Source organism: Thalassoglobus sp. JC818 (assembly GCF_040717535.1).
GTDB lineage: Bacteria > Planctomycetota > Planctomycetia > Planctomycetales > Planctomycetaceae > Thalassoglobus.
The window spans coordinates 684,110-705,533 of the sequence record NZ_JBFEFI010000003.1; the positions used below are offsets into that span (position 1 = coordinate 684,110).

The 21,424-nt window shown below is 52.7% G+C and carries 17 protein-coding genes; 9 read left to right on the forward strand and 8 right to left on the reverse strand.

Features of this window, described 5'->3' with window-relative positions; translation table 11 throughout:
* From AB1L42_RS10520 to AB1L42_RS10535, 4 genes are all read right to left on the reverse strand, one after another.
* A complete protein-coding gene (locus AB1L42_RS10520) occupies positions 1 to 429 on the reverse strand; it encodes a hypothetical protein (protein ID WP_367054351.1) in 429 nt (142 codons plus the stop codon).
* Between the two features lie 38 nt (positions 430 to 467).
* The gene (locus AB1L42_RS10525; protein WP_367054354.1) at positions 468 to 857 is read right to left on the reverse strand and encodes a Minf_1886 family protein; all 390 of its coding nucleotides are present in this window, start codon (positions 855 to 857) and stop codon (positions 468 to 470) included.
* Between the two features lie 146 nt (positions 858 to 1,003).
* The gene (gene ricT / locus AB1L42_RS10530; protein ID WP_367054357.1) at positions 1,004 to 1,888 is read right to left on the reverse strand and encodes a regulatory iron-sulfur-containing complex subunit RicT; all 885 of its coding nucleotides are present in this window, start codon (positions 1,886 to 1,888) and stop codon (positions 1,004 to 1,006) included.
* A gap of 43 nt (positions 1,889 to 1,931) precedes the next feature.
* On the reverse strand, positions 1,932 to 3,371 hold the full coding sequence (locus AB1L42_RS10535; RefSeq protein WP_367054360.1) for a sulfatase-like hydrolase/transferase: 1,440 nt from the start codon (positions 3,369 to 3,371) through the stop codon (positions 1,932 to 1,934).
* 336 nt (positions 3,372 to 3,707) lie between these two features.
* On the opposite strand from AB1L42_RS10535, the gene AB1L42_RS10540 reads away from it, so the two are divergent.
* The 5 genes from AB1L42_RS10540 to AB1L42_RS10560 all read left to right on the forward strand — a co-directional run bounded on the left by AB1L42_RS10540 (position 3,708) and on the right by AB1L42_RS10560 (position 10,450).
* Entirely contained in the window at positions 3,708 to 4,397 is a 690-nt protein-coding gene (locus tag AB1L42_RS10540) for an HAD hydrolase-like protein (protein WP_367054363.1), read from the forward strand.
* A 12-nt stretch (positions 4,398 to 4,409) separates the two neighbouring features.
* Entirely contained in the window at positions 4,410 to 5,126 is a 717-nt protein-coding gene (gene plsY / locus AB1L42_RS10545) for a glycerol-3-phosphate 1-O-acyltransferase PlsY (RefSeq protein WP_367054366.1), read from the forward strand.
* Positions 5,110 to 5,865, forward strand: a complete 756-nt coding sequence (locus AB1L42_RS10550; RefSeq protein WP_367054369.1) for a hypothetical protein — start codon at positions 5,110 to 5,112, stop codon at positions 5,863 to 5,865. Before plsY ends, AB1L42_RS10550 begins: the two co-directional genes overlap by 17 nt.
* Positions 5,866 to 6,117: 252 nt before the next feature.
* Positions 6,118 to 8,931: a DUF1553 domain-containing protein gene (locus AB1L42_RS10555; RefSeq protein ID WP_367054372.1), complete on the forward strand. Its 2,814-nt coding sequence runs from the start codon at positions 6,118 to 6,120 to the stop codon at positions 8,929 to 8,931.
* Between the two features lie 73 nt (positions 8,932 to 9,004).
* Positions 9,005 to 10,450, forward strand: coding sequence for a DUF1501 domain-containing protein (locus AB1L42_RS10560; RefSeq protein ID WP_367054375.1), 1,446 nt, complete (start codon positions 9,005 to 9,007; stop codon positions 10,448 to 10,450).
* 12 nt (positions 10,451 to 10,462) lie between these two features.
* Here AB1L42_RS10560 and sthA read toward each other — a convergent pair whose 3' ends face one another.
* Positions 10,463 to 11,860, reverse strand: a complete 1,398-nt coding sequence (gene sthA, locus AB1L42_RS10565; RefSeq protein ID WP_367054378.1) for a Si-specific NAD(P)(+) transhydrogenase — start codon at positions 11,858 to 11,860, stop codon at positions 10,463 to 10,465.
* 386 nt (positions 11,861 to 12,246) lie between these two features.
* Here sthA and AB1L42_RS10570 point away from each other — a divergent pair, with 386 nt between their 5' ends.
* Entirely contained in the window at positions 12,247 to 13,653 is a 1,407-nt protein-coding gene (locus AB1L42_RS10570; protein WP_367054381.1) for an arylsulfatase, read from the forward strand.
* Positions 13,654 to 13,787: 134 nt separating this feature from the next.
* On the opposite strand, the gene AB1L42_RS10575 is transcribed toward AB1L42_RS10570, so the two are convergent.
* Complete coding sequence (locus AB1L42_RS10575) at positions 13,788 to 14,897, reverse strand: glycosyltransferase family 2 protein (protein ID WP_367054384.1); 1,110 nt, start codon at positions 14,895 to 14,897, stop codon at positions 13,788 to 13,790.
* On the reverse strand, positions 14,894 to 15,616 hold the full coding sequence (locus AB1L42_RS10580; protein ID WP_367054387.1) for a class I SAM-dependent methyltransferase: 723 nt from the start codon (positions 15,614 to 15,616) through the stop codon (positions 14,894 to 14,896). Before AB1L42_RS10580 ends, AB1L42_RS10575 begins: the two co-directional genes overlap by 4 nt.
* Before the next feature lie 402 nt (positions 15,617 to 16,018).
* On the opposite strand from AB1L42_RS10580, the gene AB1L42_RS10585 reads away from it, so the two are divergent.
* Positions 16,019 to 17,812 (forward strand): hypothetical protein, encoded by a 1,794-nt coding sequence (locus tag AB1L42_RS10585; protein WP_367054390.1) that lies wholly within the window; start codon positions 16,019 to 16,021, stop codon positions 17,810 to 17,812.
* Positions 17,813 to 17,886: 74 nt separating this feature from the next.
* Here AB1L42_RS10585 and hpnH read toward each other — a convergent pair whose 3' ends face one another.
* Positions 17,887 to 18,978 (reverse strand): adenosyl-hopene transferase HpnH, encoded by a 1,092-nt coding sequence (hpnH, locus tag AB1L42_RS10590; protein ID WP_367054393.1) that lies wholly within the window; start codon positions 18,976 to 18,978, stop codon positions 17,887 to 17,889.
* Positions 18,979 to 19,115: 137 nt separating this feature from the next.
* Here hpnH and AB1L42_RS10595 point away from each other — a divergent pair, with 137 nt between their 5' ends.
* Both AB1L42_RS10595 and AB1L42_RS10600 read left to right on the forward strand, forming a co-directional pair.
* The gene (locus tag AB1L42_RS10595) at positions 19,116 to 19,625 is read left to right on the forward strand and encodes a hypothetical protein (RefSeq protein WP_367054396.1); all 510 of its coding nucleotides are present in this window, start codon (positions 19,116 to 19,118) and stop codon (positions 19,623 to 19,625) included.
* Positions 19,626 to 19,821: 196 nt separating this feature from the next.
* Positions 19,822 to 21,276 carry a catalase gene (locus tag AB1L42_RS10600; protein WP_367054399.1) on the forward strand — a complete coding sequence of 485 codons (1,455 nt, stop codon included), beginning with the start codon at positions 19,822 to 19,824 and terminating at the stop codon, positions 21,274 to 21,276.
* Positions 21,277 to 21,424 lie beyond the last annotated feature (148 nt).

Sequence of the window (21,424 nt, forward strand, 5' to 3'; positions counted from 1 at the left end):
CTATTTCTTGGCGGCCGATTGAGCGATTTCTGCGAGTTGTTTGCGGGCCTCGTCCGTCACTGGGTAGATCAGCGGGATGTCTTTGATCGGCGACGGCGTGACGATCACTTTGTCTCCGTCGAAGATCACTGGAATTAGATATTCTTGATCCGGTTGAATAGAGAGTTCGGAGAAATTGGAGAAGTGGAATGGTTGGATTTCCTCTTGAGGTTCCCCGTCTTTGACAGCAATAAATTCGTTTTCGAGCGTTGGAAAGCGACCATCCAGAACTGCCTGCGATCGAAGAATCTGAGCGCGATTCAGCATCACCGGATTTGCGTATTGAACGGTCATCCACAGCAGAAGGCTGAGCCAGATTGCACCGACGACAACTGCGATGAGCAGATGCATCGGCTTCCGTGCCTTCTGTGGAATTTCAGATTCACTCACGTGGTTGCTCCGTCAGTTCGCAGCTTCTTCAGGGCTGCTTAACCACTGGTGGGAACGTGAATCTGATAGTCGTGATCGAGAGCTTCATCGAAATCGAAGACATCGAAGAAGTCGCTGAGTTGATCGCGATCGGTTTTACGCATTTCACCGCGTTCGATGAGCTCGAAGACCACTCTTCCGAAGTCGGCGGTGCTTCGAATTCCCCATTGACGAAAGACTGTTTTTGCCAGAAGTCCGTAACGTTCAATTCCGAGTTCGCGGGCTCCATGGGCGAGTTCCTGTCCGGTAATGTGTGCTTCTTCGGACTCTTCGCCAGCGTGTGCTCGATCAAGTTTCTGTTGAGTGAAGTGCAGAGCCTCATACACGAACCGATACGCTTCAGGATCAAACTTCCTGATACGTTCAGAGGTAGGACTCACTGAGGACATTAATCCACTCCGCAGAGCTATACCGTCCAGCATGGATTCGGCAGTCAAATCCACGGAACGAATTGATGAATTGATGAAGGGAAACGCCTGCACTCAGTCCAAATATATAACGAAGTTGAGACCTATGGAAAGGTCTGCTCGGCGATTCATTTTTCTTCGTTCGAATTCTGGCGGGACTTTTTGGGGTTCTCGGTGGGCTTTTCAGAAGAGTTCGGTTTGCCACTGATCACGGTGACAATATCTTTCGCATCAATCATCAGGCGACGGCGATCTTCGAAGGCGACGAGGACCTTCTGTGCGAGAATTTCCTGCGCAATGACCTTCCCCTGACCCTGCTTGGTCAGCACGAATTTGCCAATTTTGGGAAGCTCCTTTCGATACGATTCGTAAGTGTCATATTCGTATCTCAGGCAGCACTTTAAGCGCCCACAGCGACCGGAAATCTTGGTCGGGTCGAGCGACGCTTTTTGGACTTTCGCCATCTTCATCGACACCGGGGGCATCTCCGAAAGATGTGTATTGCAGCAGACAGGTTTCCCGCAGTCTCCATAATCCGCGAGAAGCTTGGCTTCGTCGCGGATTCCGATTTGACGCATTTCTATACGAGTGTTGAACTTATGGGCGAGTGACTTGACCAGTTCCCGGAAGTCGACACGCGTTTCGGAGAGAAAGTAGAAGATGACTCTTTCTCCGCCGAAAAGTCGTTCGATGTCGACGAGCTGCATTGCCATTTTTCGTTCGGCAATGAGTTCTTTACCAGTTTCGAAGGCTTCCTGTTCTCGCTGCCAGCATTCGGTGCGAGTCTTTTCGTCTTCCTGGTTGGCGAGCCGGAGAATCCTCCCGCTGGCATCGTCTTTGCCGAGATATTCTCGAGTGCGGTCGGTCGCTTCACACAGCACAGATCCCCATTCCGTTCCGCGATGACTTCGGACGACGACCTCGTCTCCGCGGGAAAAAGACTGTGGACCTTTTGCTGAAAACTCTCCCAGAAATCTCATTGTCCCGTATCGGACAACATATTTTCGAGCCATTTGATACCTCTAGAAAAAAACTTCACGCGACTGCTCGAACACGTCACGTTCCCGCGAGATTGGGGAATGCAGAGACGAGATCGAGTTTGTCACCATTTTCTTTCTGGAGTTTCAGCAGCGAGTCGAAGAGTTTGCGAGAGATGCCCTGGGTTCCCTCTTCTTCAAAGAGGTCGTTCATTTCCCACGGGTCCGAAACAAGGTTGTAGAGTCTCGCTTTACCGATTTTTGGGTACAGAATGAGTTTGTACCCGTTCTGTGTGACCATTCGTTGGAGGTCGATGTACCCCCCGTAAATGGCTGGATAGTTCGTTTGAGGAACGTCGCTGTCGAGCAATGGAAGCAGGCTGTGAAACTCGACATGTTCTGGAGTTTTAACGCCAGCCAGTTCGAGTGTCGTGGGCATCACGTCTTGCAAATAGATCGGTGCTGAGATCGATCGTCCAGCTTCGACTCCGGGGCCGACGACCATGAAGGGAACGCGTACACTGTGATCGTACTGGCTTTGCTTTCCAATCAGACCGTGATGTCCGACGGAAAGGCCGTGATCAGCTGTGAAGAAAATCCATGTGTTGTCACGTTTTCCGGTCGCGTCGAGCGCATCGAGGATGCGTCCGATCTGAGCGTCCATATGAGTGATGATGGCGTAATATTCCTGCCGGTTCACTCGGACGGAGAATTCCGTTCTTGGAAACGGAGCCAACTTTTCATCGCGAAGGCTGGCGCTGCATCCCATGTCGTCTTTGTATGGATACTCAGGCAGGAAGTTGACAGGCACTTCAATGTCGGCCTCAGGGTACAAATCGACATACTCCTTCGGAGACTGCCGAGGGTCATGAGGTGCGTTGAATGCTGCGTAGATGAAAAATGGTTTGTCGATGCCGGCAGCTTCAGAGAGAAATCCGACAGCTTCGTTTCCGACAACCTCGCTCCAGTGCGTGCCGCCTTCCCAGAAACCTCCGAATTTCGTGTCGTAAGGACTCCAGACATCGGTCTGTCCTTCGATCGGGCGGTTGTAACCTTCGTCGGTCTGCGCGGGCATGCCTCCGCGAATGTGACCGGTGGCGTCAAACGTTTGATCAGCTGGAAAGCGGACATGCCACTTTCCGGTCATGTATGTTCGATACCCGGCAGACTTCATGTACTCCGACCAGAATCGTCCAGCTTTGACTTCTTCATCGAGAGAGTCGTCGAGTTCATGCGCGTGCCAGAGGTACCGGCCAGTGTTGAGCATTGTGCGTGAAGCAACACAAATCGCTCCGCTCCAGCCGCCCATGTTGTAGCAGTGCGAGAAAGTGGTTCCCTCTCGAACCAGTCGATCGAGATTGGGGGTGAGAACTTCATGATTCCCGAGTGAACTGATTGTCTGATAGCACTGATCGTCAGCGAAAATGAAGAGAATGTTCGGCTTGTCATTCGCCACACCGGCCGAAAGTGAGAACGCATTCGCGACAATGACCGCGAGCAGGGCGAACACAATTTTCATGGCAGTCCTTATTTCATCGACAGGAGTAAAACATGAAGCCGGGGACCATCACAGTTGGCCAATAATTTCATAACATTCAAAATTCGCGACATCAGAGGATGTTGATTCGCGCTTGGGAACTTGCAGGCTACTATTCTGACGCTCCAGTTTCCAGCAATGCTGAGTTTTGAGTCGTCGTGATTGACGTCAGGAAAACGATTCAGTGGACTTTGCGCTCAGCAATCATGATTTGCGTGACACCGATTCTTCGATCGTCGATGCATCAGCCAATGAAATTTCAGAGTCAGTCACACTGATTCACACATTCCCCGGTTCGGGTGAAGGGTATTCGAAAACATGTCGAACGTGCTCCTGTTTGATATTGATGGGACGTTGTTGAATTCCGGAGGTGCTGGACAGTACGCGATGGAGCAAGCGTTGCTGGAAGTCTTCGGTGTCGCAGGTCCGTATGAAAATATTCTCGCTGCGGGGAGAACCGATCGCGCGATCACGACCGATCTATTCTCGCACCATAAGATCGATCCGTCGGAAGCGAACTGGTCGACCTTTCAGGAAGCTTATTTCCGGCACCTGCCAGAAGCGTTAGGCAAGTTGGACGGAGTCGTTTTGCCGGGCATCGTTGATTTGCTCGATGGACTGGCAGCGAACCCGAACGTCACGCTGGGACTCTTGACCGGGAATTTTCAAACTGGGGCCGATCTCAAGCTTCGCCACTATCAGCTGGATCATCACTTCGCGTTCGGAGGATTTGGAGACAATCATTTTGATCGAGATGATGTTGCTCGACTGGCAATGGAAGCGGCCTGCACGCATCTGAGCCGAACGGTTCCAGGGGAATCGATTTGGGTCATCGGTGATACTCCGTCTGACATCAAATGCGGTCGAGCGATCGGAGCAAAAGTCGTTGCGGTCTCGACAGGGATTTACTCATACGAGGTTCTCGAAGAGGCTGGTCCCGACTTTCTGTTTACGGATTTCTCAGACGTCGTGGCTGTGACTGAGTGCTTGACGGCGCTTTCGAAATAAGAGGGAATCGAAATGGCCCCTTCTCAGGCATTTGTCATCACCGCCGGTCTGGCTTATCTCATCGGTTCGATTCCGTTCAGCTTGTTGATTGCCCGTTTCTTCGGAAAGATCGATCTGCGATTTCACGGAAGCGGAAACGTTGGGGCGACGAATGTCGCTCGAACGATGGGTGCGAAGTGGGGAGCGTTTGCACTATTGATGGATGCCGGCAAAGGAATGGCAGCTGTCGGTTTGATTCCCTTGCTGATGGTCATGTCGCCTGACGATTTGATTCATCAGAAAGTTCTCGCAGCAGTCATGGCTGTCGTCGGGCATATGTATTCCTGCTGGATTCGGTTCCGTGGCGGAAAAGGAGTGGCGACTGCTTTGGGAGCGGTGACGGTCTTGGCGCCACAGGGAATGTTGATCGCCCTTGTCGGTTTCATCGTGGCGTTTCTCGCGACCCGAATTGTTTCGTTGAGCTCGATTGTGGCTGCTGTAGTGTTTGCCGCCGGGCAACTCCTTATAGGTCAGAAATCGTTGTGGCAGGCGAACACATGGAGCCTGGGAGCGTTCAGCGTTGTGGTGCCAGCGTTGATTATCTTTCAGCATCGCTCCAATATCGTTCGTCTCTTGCGAGGAGAGGAGCAAAAGCTTCAGCTGCGAAAATCTGAGCATCAGCACTCTGACAGCACAACGAGTGAGCCGAACATCAACTCAGTGGAAACAAACGATGGCATCGAAACTTGAACATCCGGTTCTGGGTCAACTGATTCCCGATCAATACGGGGACCGACTGATGAAGTTTCGGAAATTCGAATTCATGCAGCCGCTCTGGCACCCGGACAGCAAAAAGCAACTCGAAGATCTCGAACAGAAAGATCGTGAACTGGTCAAAAAGTGGGAGACTCAGCCCGGGGCGCTGCCGCAAGTCTGTCGCAATTTTGACGTACACTCTGCTCTGCAGTCTCTCGGAGTTTACGAACTCGGAATTGGTCAAAGCGAGGACTCGGACGACTCAGAGCCGAGCGCAGAACAGGTGGCTGCTTACGAACACTTCGTCGAGAACGAACAGGCCATCTGTGAAGAAGTTTTCGAAACGCTGGTGCGGTATTACAACTTTCTGAGGGAATGGGCTCCCGATTGGTTTGTCGATGAAACGGATTGTCCCGAGACTGCCGACAGCATTGATGATCTTGCAACCTGTGTCCGGTTTGATGGAATGGATCTCAGTCATGAATCCGTCGGCGGAATGGCAACGATCTGTATGGGATGGGATGTCGATTGGGATATGGAGCATGGCCTTCAAATGATCTGTCAGAACGGGAAGATCATCGCTGTCGGGAACGATCTCTACGGTCCGGAAGTGATCGTCGGGCAGCAGGAGATGATGCAGCATTTTCTCGACGACGATCAGAAGAAGGCTCTTCAAAAGTTTTGCGAGCAGGTCGGAGAGATTCCCGATGAAGACTTGTCCGACAGTGAATGAGTGAGCGGGGAGATGTCGAGCCAATCCGCTTTTCGAACTTCCAGGTGCACGACGACAGGAAATCTGGTCTAATCGGTGGGTGTTGATGTGAGGCTTACCCGACCGGGTGGCCTGCGATGATGACCTGCCCTCCCAGATCTCCTCAGGATCGAGATGTTCGAAGAGCCCCTGCCCTTTTTTCCAAGTAAGTCTGCTTGGACCCTCCTTTCCCTGATCGCTTTCGCCGTCGGTCTGCCTTGTTCCGCCGAAGAAGTGAAAGAAGGGACACAGTTCGATTTTGCAGCGACGGTCCAGCCGATCCTGGAAGAACATTGTGTTCGTTGTCATTCTCCCGGAAACCGCAAGGGTGAGGTTTCGCTGGCGACCATCGACGACCTTCTGGAGAGTGGGTATCTCACTCCCGGAGATGCAGAAGCGAGTTACCTTCTGGACCTCGTCAAATCCGAAGCAGGCGAACGTCCCTCGATGCCAAAAGAGGGGACAGTTCTCACCGCCGACCAAGTTGCTGTGCTAGAAGAATGGATTGAGCACGGAGCTGAGTGGCCCAAAGAGATCGTCGTTCGCGAACGATCAAAAGCAGATGGCACATGGTGGGCATTCCAGCCGCTGCAAACCGACTTCGAACTCCCGGCGGTTCTGTCCCCGGAATCTTCTGCAAGTGACGTCATCGATGCATTCATAGAACAGCGACTCGAAGAGACTAGGCTTCATCGCAATCCAATCGCCGATCGTCGAGTCCTCATTCGTCGGGCGACATATGATCTCACGGGATTACCTCCGACACCGGAAGAAGTCGAAGCGTTCGTGAATGATTCATCTGAGAATGCGTTTGAGAAAGTTGTCGACCGGCTACTTGCATCACCTCGCTACGGAGAACATTGGGGACGCCACTGGTTGGACGTCGTGCGATTTGGGGAGAGTAATGGATTTGAGCGAAACGTTCTGATAAATAATCTCTGGCCGTTTCGCGATTATGTGATTGAGTCCATCAATGCTGATAAGCCGTTCGATCAACTGATTCGAGAACATCTTGCGGGTGATGTGCTCGAAGAAGACCGTCCCGATCAGGCAGTCGGAACGGCCTTCCTCGTCGCAGGCCCTTACGACGATGTGGGAAATCAAGATGCTGTCCAGGCTGCCCAGATTCGGGCGAATACAATCGACGAAATGATCCGGGCCACAAGCGAAGCTTTTCTCGGCCTGACGATTGGATGTGCTCGCTGCCACGATCACAAATTCGATCCCATTCTGCAGCGAGATTATTACTCTCTTTATGCGACGTTGTCCGGCATTAAGCATGGCAGTCAGGTTGTCGTTCACAGAGAGGCGAGGGAAGAACACGATGCAAAAGTCCAACCACTCGAAGCGAAGCGGCAGGAACTGACCAGTCAGCGAGATGCCATCAATCATCAGGTCCTGGAACGCGGACTCGCCCGGCTTGAAGAGTATGAACAGGAGTGGGATCGCGAGCCAATCGATCGTCGATTGACGACCGATGAGTTTCCTCCAGTCGAAACGAAGTTTTTGCGACTGCGGTCTCTCGGTCAGGACAACAATCCGGAGAATAGAAACTCGTTTGCCGTCGAAGAGTTCGAAGTCTGGAACACCGCAGACGTTCCTCGAAATGTCGCACTCTCTTCGAATGGAGCGGTCGCGAGCGGAGAGAGTCGACACATCGAAGATTTCCCCGGTGCGTATGGTCCGCACTTGGCGATTGATGGAGAGCTTGGGAAGAGGTTTCTGGCGACGGCCGGAACTCTGACAATTGAGTTTCAGAAACCGGAGCAAATTCAAAAAATCACTTTCTCAAGTGCTCGAAACGAATCGGAGCCGGGACAGCCCAAGTTTGTTTTCCTGTCGGACTACGTTATTGAGATCTCGACTGACGGAGAACAATGGGAAGAGCTCATCGACTCATCCGGGCGAAAGCCGGTCAACGAAGCGGCTCGCAACGCACGATTGCGACGACTGTCCATCACTCCTGAGGATCAACAACAGCTCGCCCAATTGAATCGCGAACTTGCTGAGGTGAATCGCAAGCTCAGAGAGATTCCATCGCTGCCATCGATTTTTATCGGTGAGCGAGACGCAAATTTGGCGGACGGACCGTTTCACTTGTTTCTTGGAGGAAGTCCTCAACGCCTCGGTGAAGTGGTCACACCAGCGAGTTTGAACGTTCTCGAACAGTTCGTCCCGAACTATGAACTCGAGACGGAAAGCCCCGAACATCAGCGACGTGTCGCACTGGCTGACTGGATCGTTCATCCCGAGAATGCACTTCCGCAGAGGGTTCTCGTGAATCGAATCTGGCACTATCACTTTGGAACAGGGATCGTCGAGACTCCCAGCGATTTTGGATACATGGGCGCTGAGCCATCTCATCCACAGCTTCTCGATTTTCTGGCGGGGCGATTGTTGGCATCCAACTGGCGAATTAAGCCACTGCACCGCATGATCATGTTGTCCAAGACATATCAACAAAGCAGTCAAAACCAGACGGAAGCTGCGCGAGTTGACGCAGATGCTCGACTGCTGTGGCGATTCCCTCCGAGGAGGCTTTCAGCTGAAGAAATTCGAGACACCATGCTTTCGGTTGCGGGAGTTCTCAATCTGCAAATGGGCGGGCCGGGATTTCGGTTGTATCACTTTATGCAGGACAACGTCTGCACCTACGAACCGCTCGATGTCCACGGTCCAGAAACTTATCGGCGAGCGGTTTATCATCAAAACGCACGAGCGTCGGTCGTCGATTTGATGACCGAATTCGATCAGCCCGATTGCGCATTCTCAACACCGCGGCGATCAGAAACCACGACGCCGCTTCAAGCACTGACGATGCTTAATCACAGCTTTACATTTGATATCGCGAACGAACTCGCTGAGCGTTTAAAGCGTGAAGCAGGCGAAGACTCTCAGGGTCAGATCAGACGTGTCTGGCAGCTTTGTTATGCACGAGATCCTTCACCCGACGAACTCGAAGAGTGCAAAATTTTCGCTCAACAGCATGGTTTGGAAGCCCTTTGTCGCGTCTTGCTCAATACGTCGGCATTGATTTATGTCGAATAGAAATTGCGATTGAAACGAGCATTGCAGAGTTGTTTGAAGAATCGATGAGAAGTGAGACAGGAAGAAAACGGCGATGGAATCACACAAGGAAAACGAAATTGAGATTGCCCGCCGATCGTTCCTCGGAAACGTCTCTGCGGGGCTGGCAGGCATCGGAGTGATGCAACTGCTGCGAGGATCGTCAACGTCTCGTGCTCAAGACTGGAAAGCAGGCCAGGGTCAGACTCACTTCGTACCGAAAGCGAAGCGGGTCGTTCAAATCTTCTGCCCCGGTGCTGCTTCACACGTGGATTTGTGGGAACACAAACCTGAATTGGCTCGGTATCACGGGAAACCTCTGCCCGGTGAGGAGAACTATGTTTCATTCCAGGGGAAGAATGGAAACCTGATGCAAAGCCCCTGGCCGTTTGTTCCAGGTGGCGAGTCCGGGAAAGAAATTACTTCGCTGCTTCCGCAGATGCGGCAACACGTCGACGACATTGCTTTCGTCCATTCGATGAAAAGCGAAAGCAACACACACGGCCCAGGTTGCATTTTTATGAACACAGGACATCCCACCGAAGGGTTTCCGGCAGCGGGTGCCTGGACGAGCTACGCACTCGGGAGTGAGAACGAAAACCTGCCAGCCTACGTCGCGATTCCCGACATTCGCGGCGAGCCTCCGAACGGCAAGGCGAACTGGGCGAACGGGTTTTTGCCAGCCCGTCATCAAGCCATCGTGATGAGCAATCAACAGCCCATTCGAAATCTTCAACGGCCCGATTTCGTCACCGAACAGACTGAAGCGGCATCGAGGAGTTTGCTTGATCGTCTCAATCAGAGCTATGCCGAATCACGTCCGGGTGAGTCCGTGCTGCAAGCTCGAATCGCTGCCTATGAACTCGCAGGTCGCATGCAGATGTCTGCCCCGGAAGTTTCGGATCTGTCGCAAGAATCAGAAACAACTCACGACTTCTACGGAACTCGTGACAGCAACTCACTGAAGGCAGCGTACGCCAGAAACTGTCTATTCACGCGACGATTGCTCGAACGAGGCGTGCGTTACGTCAGTCTGTACTGTGCATCGCGAGCTTCTGGAGTCGATGGTCTACTCAACTGGGATGCACATAAGACTCTCAAGTCCGATTATGAGCGGCACTGCCCGGTGTTTGATCAGCCGACGGCAGCTCTTTTGTCGGATCTCAAGACGAGAGGAATGCTGGACGACACGCTGATTCTATGGACGACTGAATTCGGCCGAATGCCGACACACCAACAGGGAACAGCTGGCCGAGATCATAATCCCGATGGCTTTACATGTTGGATGATGGGGGCAGGCGTGAAAGGTGGCGTCAGCTATGGAGCGACGGACCCATTCGGTCGCCGCGCGGAAGTGAATCCAACAACGGTCTGGGATTTCTACGCGACTGTTCTCCATCTGCTCGGATTCGATCACGAACAACTGACGTGGTACTACAACGGTCTCGACCGCCGCATCACCGACGTCCACGGTCACGTCATCTCTGACATTCTGGCTTAATCGCTCGCCCGATTAAAAGAGTCGATTGAGACCATTCAAAGCTGCGACGCGATAAGCTTCTGCCATGGTTGGATAATTGAATGTCGAGTTCACAAAGTACATCAGAGTGTTGTGCTCGCCGGGCTGTGACATAATCGCCTGACCGATGTGAATGATCTCCGAAGCATTCGATCCGAAGCAATGGATCCCGAGCAATTCCAGTGTTTCACGATGGAACAGAATCTTGAGCATCCCGACGGTTTGACCAGTGATTTGAGCACGGGCCAGACTCTTGAACATCGAATGCCCCACTTCGTACGGGACGCCCAACTCAGTCAGTTCGCGTTCGGTCTTCCCTAAAGAGCTGATCTCCGGGCTTGTATATATTCCCGTAGGAATTTCCTGAATCAGCGCCGTTTCGCAGGTTCCCAGAATCATGTGGTGAGCAGCGTATCGACCTTGAACATAAGCGGCGCTTGCCAGCGAAGGAGGACCGATCACGTCACCGACTGCGTAGATGCTGGGGACGTTTGTTTGAAAGTGTTCATTGATTCCAATCTGTCCACGACGGTTGACCTCAATTCCCAGCTGTTCGAGCCCCATGTTGTCTGAGTTGCCAGTCCGTCCGGCTGCCCAGAAGAGAATGTCGGTCTTGATTTGTTTGCCCGACTTCAAGTGGAGGATGACTCCGTCGTCGACTGCTTCGACGCGCTCGTAGTCTTCTCGATTGCGAATCAAAACTCCGCGGTCTCGCAAGTGGTAGCTGAGAGCATCGCAGATTTCATCATCCAGGAATTCGAGTAGTTGATCGCGCGTATTGACGAGATTCACTTTGCAGCCGATGTTGCGAAACATCGTTGCATACTCGCAGCCGATGACGCCTGCTCCGTAGATTGTGATCGACTTTGGAGAATGCGTCAGTCCGAGAATCGTGTCGCTGTCGAAGACTCGTCCGTGATTAAAATCGATGTCGTGCGGCCGATATGGACGAGAACCGGATGCGATCACGAAGTTGGCTGCCGAAACGGTTCTCTTTCCGCCCAACTCGTCTGTCACTGTTAACGTGTTTGCGTCTGAGAAGCTGGCATGTCCGCGGATGACTTCGACGTCGTTGCGTTCGTAGAACGACGTTCTCATATCCACCTGTTTCTCGATCACGGAAGAAGCGGTTCTGCGAAGATCGGGGAAATCCGGAATCGTTGAGATCCCAGCATCTCGAAACAGTTTATTGTTGAAGACTGTCGTCGCTTGGAAGATTGCGTTGCGAAGGGCTTTGCTGGGAATGGTCCCTTTGTGAGTGCAACCCCCGCCGATGGGTGGATCGCGTTCAACCACCGCGACGGACTTCCCCAACTTGGAAGCTTGCATCGCTGCTCCCTCACCTCCGGGGCCACTCCCGATGACGACGATATCAAAACGCTGGTGACTCATGGGCTTTCTCAGGACTCTCGGGAGTTGGGGGACGCAAAAGTTGAAGGAGTTCGGGCCATCTGCTCGATTCAAGCTCTTCTCTGACGTGGAGACTCTTCCATGTCGAGGCTCTCAACGTCAGGACGGGAAGTCAACTTTCCAGACGCCTTATTGTTTTGATCGGTCACGAGGTTGCAATCGACATCTCTCCGAGAAAACAGGGCATAGGTTAGGTTTGATGCGTTTCGGCAAGTCGGAATCACTCGAACTCAATCGCAATCGTATCCAGCCTCCACAATCGTGTTCTTAGGGGAACAGCCGAGGCACAGTAGAGAAACGCAAAGCGATCGTGGTATCCTCCAACGTTTCCTTTTCAATCGTCTGTTCAACCAACTTAAGGGAGAAGTATGGACTCTTGTCGTTTTCTCGTTTTGTTCCTGATCGTTCTTTGCGGAGGATTGAACACCTCTGTATCCGTTGCCGAAGAATCGAATCCGCCGAATATCATCTATATCCTGCTCGATGATGCCGGTTACGGTGATCTGAGCTGTTACGGGCAGGAACACTTCCAAACACCAAATATGGATTCGCTGGCCGAAACCGGGATGAAGTTTCTCCAGCACTACTCGGGAAGCACGGTTTGTGCTCCAACCCGGTGCAGCTTGATGACAGGGAAACACACCGGACATTGTGTCGTTCGTGGAAACCGTGAAGTGAAACCGGAAGGGCAGGCTCCAATGCCAGCTGATACGGTCACGATTCCTCGGCTGCTGAAAACGGCTGGCTATGCAACCGGGATGTTTGGAAAGTGGGGACTTGGGGCTCCCGGATCAACGTCCGATCCAACAGAACACTTTGACGTCTTCTACGGCTACAACTGCCAGCGTGAAGCGCACACTTACTATCCGGAACATCTCTGGTCGAACAACGAGATGGTGGAGCTGGATGGAAAGACTTACGCTCACGATTTGATCGTTGATCAGACCATGAAATTCATCCGCGATCATCGGGATGAGCCGTTCTTTCTCTATGTGCCCGTGACGATTCCGCACGCTGCGATGCATGTGCCTGCTGAATCGCACGACCCGTTTCGAAAGATTTTCCCGCAGTTTGAAGATGTCGAAGGCAAATATGCCGGGACGACCATCACAAATCCTGTCGCCGCTTTTGCAGGGATGATGACTCGGCTCGATGCTCAATTGGGAGACATGTTCGAGCTGGTCCGCGAGCTCGGGCTGGAAGAAAATACGTTGATCATGCTGAGTTCGGACAACGGACCGCACAAAGAAGGAGGACATCAGCCGGACTTCTTCAATTCCAACGGACCTCTCAAAGGCCACAAACGTGATCTCTATGAGGGTGGAATTCGTGCTCCGCTGTTAGCGTCATGGAAAGGCAAAATTCCTGCTGGAAAAGTCTCCAGTCTGATCTCTGCTCACTGGGACATGCTTCCAACATTCTGCGACCTTGCCGGAGTCGAAATCCCGTCGGACGTTGACGGAATCTCTCTCAAAGAAGAGTTGATGGGGAACTCGGACAAGCAGCAGCCGCATGACTATCTCTATTGGGAGTTCAGTGAACGTGGACGAAGCCAGGCTGCCAGAAAGGGTGACTGGAAGGCTGTTCGGAACAATCTGAAGGCCAATCCTGATGCTCCGATTGAACTCTACAATCTGAGCGAAGACCTCGGCGAAGAAATCGACCTTTCCTCACAAGAACCCGAAGTAGTCAAGGAAATGTCGGCCATCATGAAGGAAGCGCATGTTCCCTCAGCGACTTTTCCTCTGTTCGACAGCGAAGCTTCCGGGAAATAACTGAAAGCCCAACAGCATTTGTGTGTGAAGCTCTCGCACGCAAATGAACATTGAGTCGACACATAAAAACAGCCTGCCGAGACGACTCGGCAGGCTGTTTTTCGTTAGTTGAGGATGTCTCAGCGCGAACGATCTCAGGATGTGACCGCTTCCGAATTCTGTTCAGAGTGTGACAATTCGGAAGAGCCTCTGGCATCGGTGACAGGTTTTAGTGGGCTTTCGAGGTTCTTTTCGATCCATTCCAGAAGCTCTTCCTCACGAGAGTTCGGAACGATCGAGGAATCGAAATTGACTCGTCGCCCGACAATGTAAGGCGGACGGGCGCGAACCTGATCATAGATTCGAATGGCGTACTCTCCCAGGATTCCGATTCCCAGTGCATTCAGTGCTCCGAAGAGCGAAGCCACGATTGTCAGCGAAGCCCAACCGGGGATGGCAAGTCCGGTGAACAGCTTGTGATACAACGTGAATCCGGTCACTCCCAGGCAGGTCATTAATGACACTGTGGCAATGACGTAGAACATCGACAGTGGAACACTTGAGAACGAGAAGATCGCTGTCTTGGCGAGCCGAAACAGGCCCATCATCGATACGCGAGGTGTGTCGTCGTGCCGTCGACCACGTTCGACCGGAATTCCAATCTGACGAAAGCCGACCCAACTTCGCAGCCCCGGGAAGTAACGATCACGATCTCGAAGCTGGGTCATCTCCGAAGCGACAGCTCTGTCGAGCAAGCCGAAATTCCCAGCGTCCATCGGCATCTTGGTCGATGAAACTGCATTCAAGACGCGGTAAAACGCCGTGAACAGAAAGCGTTTCACTACGTTCTCTTTGCGGCTGTGTCGAATTGCATAAACGACGTCGTAGCCGCCTTCCCACTTCTTGACGAAGTCGACGATCGCGGCGGGATCGTCCTGCAGATCTGAATCCATCACGATCACAGCATCGCCACTCGCATGCGCGACGCCAGCTTCCACGGCTGCCTGGTGTCCGAAGTTTCGTGAAAAGTGAAGTGCCTTCACGGTCGGATGTTGATTGGCCATCCGGTCGAGGATTTGTTCGCTGTCGTCTGACGATCCGTCGTTGACGAATACAATTTCGTAACGTCCGCCGCATTGCTGCAATGCGGAGTCGACGCGCTCGTGAAGTTCGTCGAGGACTTCTGCTTCGTTGTAGGCAGGTAGAACGACCGAGATTTTACGCTGATTTGAATTGTTTCGCAGGGCAAGTTCGGTTCGAGTCATTTGGTCAGCACTCCCACAACGGACAGACCGACTGGAACTGGAACGCGATCCATCATCCAGCGTTCCGCAGCTGCCAGACGCAGAAGCATTCCGTTAGTCGTATTCGACACGCGAGGAAATTCCGCGCTCCGCTGGCGAGGGACGATTTTTTCATAGCTTCGAACAGCAACTGCTGCGGGAAGTGTGAAGGCGTTCCAGTGGGTCAATCGTTTGACCTGAAGTCCGGCCTCGGTCGCTTGTTTTCGAAGCATCTTCATCGTGTAGCGACGGTAGTGTCCGAGAGCTTCGTCCCAATCGCTAAACATCCACTGATAAGCAGGAACAGTGATGATCGCCCCGCCACCTGGTTCGAGAGCAGTGTGAACGTTTTTCAGGACTGCAACCGGGTCTTCGATGTGTTCGATGACATCGAGAAGAACGACTGCTCGGAGCGAGTTGTCTTCAACCGGCCAAGGTTGTGCCAAGTCATGAAGGCCAGCTTTCAGACCGCGTGATTCAGCAATCTCAACGGATTCCGGCATCACGTCGAAGCCTTGAACGTCATAACCCATCTCTCGAAAGGTCATCAGATTTCTGGCTGAACCGACTCCACCTTCAACGAGCTTTCCCGGTGCCGGAAAGTGTTTGTTGAGAAGCCTGACAGCCAGGTCACGTTTCGCGACGTGCCACCAATAGGACTCTTCGAGGTCCTTCAATTCATCCAAGTGTGCAACTTGCATTGTGTGTCCGATCTTGGTGCTTGCGGTTGTGACGATGGTTCGAATGGCCATCAGTGAACCGGAAGCGTTTCCAGAAGTTCCGTCAGGAGTCGATTCGATTTCAAATTCCGGGAATCACGCTCTGAGGCCGTGAATGGAATTTGGTTTCGTCACCAACATCTATCTCACGAACATGCTGCGAGGAGCGATTCGCGCGAGACGTTGGCTTTCTGCAACGCGATTCTCGCCGGATTGAAATGAAGATGTCGGTCGTAGTGATTGTGAGTGTTTCGTTTTCACAACCTTCGCAGTTTCGACGTGTGGATTCGCTCTTTTGAGACGCTCAAGTCGTGGCGGACTATGTTCTGGAATGTGATCCCAATGGAGGTTGTATCGCGATTGGACTGACTTTCGGAATTTCTCATGACAACTGAACCGACCTCTCTGGGCTCTGATCCCAACGAATCGCAATCGACGCGGAAAATGACCGTCGGCCTGTGGGGCGTGTTGGCGATCCTGCTTCTGCTCAATGTGCCTGTTGTCTTGTGCTTACACCTGACGTGTGATTCTGCTCTCTATGATCTGCAAGCGCAGTGTGCCTTCGATGGTGGAGTTCTCTATCGGGATATGATCGAACCCAATTTTCCGGGGATCGTTTGGATACACATGCTCATCCGCTCGATTTCTGGATGGTCGAGCGTGGCACTCCGGGCGGTTGATCTCTTCGTTGTCGCTGGGATTGTGGCTGTCCTCGGAAGTCTGATTCGCAAACCGAAGGAGTCGCTGTTCAGCTTACGAATGGGTTTCGTGGCTGTCTCAATCTTTGCTTTGCATCTCGGACTTTTGGAGTGGTGTCACTGTCAGCGTGATTTGTGGATGCTCCTTCCGTGTCTTCTCGCGACACAGGTCCGGCTTTATCGATGGAATAAACATCGGCAAGAGGCGAAGGTCTCAAGACTCCTGACGAGCAGTTTCTCGGAAGGATGTCTCTGGGCGATTGCATTCTGGATCAAACCTCACATCGCGGTGCCTGCTGTGCTGGTGATCGCGATGTCCTACTGCTTCGCAGGAACGTTGAAAACCAAGGTTCGCGATGCTGGAGGCGTCCTAGCTGGCGGTTTGCTCATCGGGCTTCTGGGAATTCTGTGGATGATTCAGACCGGAGCTTGGGAACCGTTTTGGGTGATGCAGCTGGAGTGGAATCCGGAGTACCTGAGGATCGGTCGAAGCAAAACGACCTGGAGCAAGCTCGAAGAAATTTGGTGGGCTTTTTCTCCCTGGAACTGGTTTCATCTGGTAGCGGTTTGCCTCACTGTGCAAACGATGGCACGCTTCTTTCGCAATCTCGAGCGTCACCAGCTTTCAGCGAGTGAAGTGACCCGATCGCAAATGGGGCAATTGCTGTTGATGGCTCTTTACACAGGGTGGGTCATCCAAACGCTGACTCTGCAGTTCCCGTTTATGTATGTGCATGTCCCCTGCATCATTCTGGCGATTGGAGTGTCGGGGACGATGAATGTGAGCCTGGAGTACCGACCGATGGTGACAGCCTTCGCGACGTTTCTGCTGGTGCTCATGGGAATTTCTTCCCCGATTCTGTCGCCAACTCGAATTGCGAACTGGAAAGCCTGCGTCACAGAAGGCCCAACGCCGGAGGTTCGGTCTCGCATTCAAATTGAACCCGATCCCGATTGGGAACATCTCGAGCCGGTGATTGAGTTCCTTGCTCAGAAGAACCTGCAAGATGGAGAAGTCACTGCATACAGCAACAATCTCGTGCTGCTGTACTCACAGCTTGGGCTTCGGCCTTCGACTCGCTATGTGTTCCTCGATGTGTTGATTCGCCTGTTTCATAGCAAACACGGCGAAATTCATGACACTCTGGAGACCTGTCAGCATCGGTATGTGGTGTCTTCTCTGCGGGATGCTGGGATGACGAAAGAAGCAATCGCGACCCCCGAAGATCCGCAAACACGTCTTCCTGAAGCCTTCCCGGAAAGCGCACTGAAGACCTTCCCGTTCACGCAGCCTGTCGTCTTCCGATCCGACCATTACCTCGTTCACGAAGTCACCGAGCCAGTCGGAGAATTGGCGACGAAGCATCTCAAAGACTTTCCAGATGCTTCAGACGAAGAACACGTTGAAGAGTCGGTGCAGCACGAAGATCTCGGTCAGGTCAGCTCAGATGTGGCAACTGCAATCAGTCTTCACGAGTGATCCACGATTGAATTCTCATCGAGACCGGCTGTCTTTGCTTTTCTGAATGGCAGCCAATCGAGACTCTGTAGACTCTAGATTTCGAGTTCCACCAGTTGCGGTGAAGAGTTTGGAGCTGGCAATTCCTCGGCCATTTCTTCCGGCGTCAATCGCGGCGATCCGAACAGCGTTGTCCAGGCGGATGATGCAAACCCGGAGAGTGTTCCAAACGTCGCATCCACCGCTGAGGGTTCATACCCACAGTGGACCATACAGTCCTGACAGCGTTCGTTGCCGCTGGCGCGTCCGTATTGATCCCAGTCGACGGTATTCATCAGCTCTTCGAATGTCTCAGCGTATCCATCCTGCAGCAGGTAGCACGGTTTCTGCCATCCGAACAGGTTGTAGGTCGGGTTGCCCCACGGTGTGCACTCGAGGTCCCATTTGCCTTTGAGGAATTCGATGAACAAAGGCGACTGGTTAAAGACCCAGCGACGCTTCGCGTTCCCGAGAATCTTTCGGAACAGGTTGATTGTTCCGGTGCGTGACAGAAAGTGTTCCTGATCGGGAGCTTTTTCGTACTGGTAACCCGGCGACAACATCATCCCTTCGACTCCGAGATCCATGAGGATGTCGAACATCTCTCGGAGGCGCTGCGGGTCGGCGTTGCTGAAGACGGTCGTGTTCGTCGTGACTCGAAACCCCTTCTTGACAGCTGTTTCAATCGCAGCAATCGCGACATCATAAACACCGTCACGACAGACTGCGTGGTCGTGGTCTTCGCGAGTTCCATCGAGGTGAACCGAAAACGACAAGTGCTTCGACGGCTTGAATCGGTGCAGATGCTTCTCGAGGAGAATCGCGTTTGTGCACAGGTAGATGTACTTTCCGCGAGCGACGAGTTCGTCGACGATCTTGTCGATGTCGGGATGCAGGAGCGGTTCGCCCCCCGGAATCGAGACGATCGGTGCTCCACATTCTTCAACAGCCCGCACACACTCTTCCACCGAAAGATGCCGTTTGAGCGTTTCGGCAGGGTATTGAATTTTACCGCAACCAGCGCAGGCCAGATTGCAGCGGAACAATGGTTCGAGCATCAAGACCAGTGGATACCGCTTGCGTCCACGGAGCTTTTGCTTCAGCACGTACGAAGCCACGGTCCACATTTGGGATACGGGGACTGCCATTGATCCAGGTCACTTTTCGAAGGGGACAAAACAATCGAGAGATTTGATCGCCAGTGATAGCAGGTCCAGCGCCTGTCGTCAGCGCGAATCGCACGTCGAATTCGCGGATTCGCCACTCTCACAGAACAGGCGGCAACATGGAGAATGAGGGTATTCAAGCGACTCCGAAAGACATATTCTCCAGCGTTGATTCAATTCTCATTGGCCAAGTCCCTCGGTTTGGAGTTTTCGCAATGGCAGCAAAGAAGTCGGAGAAGTCAAAAAACGGCAACCAAAAGGCGGGTTCGAAGTCGCGCAGCCCGGTCGAAAGAATCGTCGTCTGGGGCGGGATTCTGTTGTTGCTCGCCCTTGTGGCAACAGAGGGATACGCTCGGTACAGCTACACGACTTCTCTGGAAAAGCTGCGGATCGCTCTGCAAGAGGATGAAGTTGGCGATCAAGATCCTTTGACGGTGGATCAGGCCAAGAGCATGATCGTCGGTTTCCCCAAAGAGTCGACAGCGGGGAATCAGCTGACCTTTCAGTTCCGAGGCTTGATCAAAGACTTCGGATCGATCCATCTCACCTTCGATCCCAACCAGATGAACATCATCGGACTGGAAACCGAACAGGTGGAAGAAGAGCCGGTCGAAGAAGTGGCAGAGTGATCGATTCAGTTTTGAACACGATTTCCAGAGTGATGTGACGCAGTCAATTGAGTCCCGTGAAGAATTCGGATCCAGATGCTCGATGCGTTTTGTGCATGGATTGTATGTGAATGTTTCATTGGATGCATCGATGTGACGTGGCTATGCTGTTCTGACTGAGACGCTTTTTCTTCAAGCAAGCGAGGAGAGGAACACAATGGAAAACAAGCCGACTTTGACGACATCTGGCGGAGCCCCGATCGCAGACAATCAGAACTCGGAGACTGCCGGGCCACGTGGTCCGCTGCTGATGCAGGATTATCAGTTGATCGAGAAGCTTGCTCATCAGAATCGGGAGCGAATTGCTGAACGGGCTGTGCATGCGAAGGGCTGGGGAGCGTACGGGACCTTCACCGTCACGCATGACATCACTCGATTCACACGGGCGAAGATCTTTTCCGAAGTTGGAAAAGAGACCGAGATGATCGCTCGCTTCTCAACTGTCGCTGGCGAACGCGGAGCAGCGGATGCTGAACGCGACGTGCGCGGGTTTGCTCTCAAGTTTTACACTGAAGAGGGAAACTGGGATCTCGTTGGCAACAACACTCCGGTCTTCTTCGTCCGCGATCCGTACAAGTTCCCGGACTTCATTCACACCCAGAAACGCCATCCCAAGACGAACTTGCGCTCGCCCACCGCGATGTGGGATTTCTGGTCACTCTCGCCGGAGTCGTTGCATCAGGTCACCATTCTGATGTCCGACCGGGGGCTTCCGACGGACGTGCGGCACATGAACGGTTACGGAAGTCACACTTACAGCTTCATCAATCATGACAACGAACGCTTCTGGGTGAAGTTTCATTTCAAGACTTTTCAGGGGCATCGTCACTGGACGAATGCCGAGGCTGAGGAAGTCGTCGGAAAAACTCGCGAATCGACTCAGGAGGATCTCTTTTCTTCGATCGAAAACGGAGACTTTCCCAAGTGGAGAGTTTGCGTGCAGGTGATGCCGGAAGAGGAAGCGGACAAGACTCCTTACAATCCGTTCGACTTGACTAAAGTCTGGCCACACGGTGACTACCCGTTGATTGATGTCGGGGTGATGGAGTTGAATCGCAATCCGCAGAATTACTTTGCGGAGATCGAACAGGCTGCGTTCTCTCCCTCGAACAAGGTTCCAGGAATCGGTTTCTCTCCGGACAAGATGCTTCAAGCGAGAATCTTTTCTTACGCGGATGCTCATCGTCATCGCCTCGGGACGCACTACGAATCGCTGCCGGTCAACACTCCCAAGTGCCCGGTTCATCACTACCACAAAGATGGGCAGATGAATTTTGCGTGTCACAATGCGAACGCTGATGCTTACTACGAGCCGAATTCGTTCGGAGGACCTGTCGAACGTCCCGAGTTTAAAGAGCCGCCGCTTAAGATCTCAGGAGATGCGGACCGGTATGATCATCGCGAGGGGAACGACGACTACTCGCAACCGCGTGCTTTGTTCAATCTGTTCAACGACGATCAGAAGAATCGCCTGTTTTCGAACATCGCCGATGCCATGCAGGGAGTTCCCGACTTTATCGTGGAACGCCAACTCGGCCACTTCGAGAAAGTTCATCCGGACTATGCGGAAGGCGTGAAGAAGGCTCTGGCGAGTAAGTCAGAGCAGTCGTGAGGATAGTCTTCGATACCTGAAGATATTGCCCGTCGCGGAGTGAATCGCAGATCGTGATCGCTACCTCGACGGGCACTCTTTAATGCAGTCCCTACTACTTAATGCAGTCCCTACTACTTAATGCAGTGCCTACTACTTAATGCAGTGC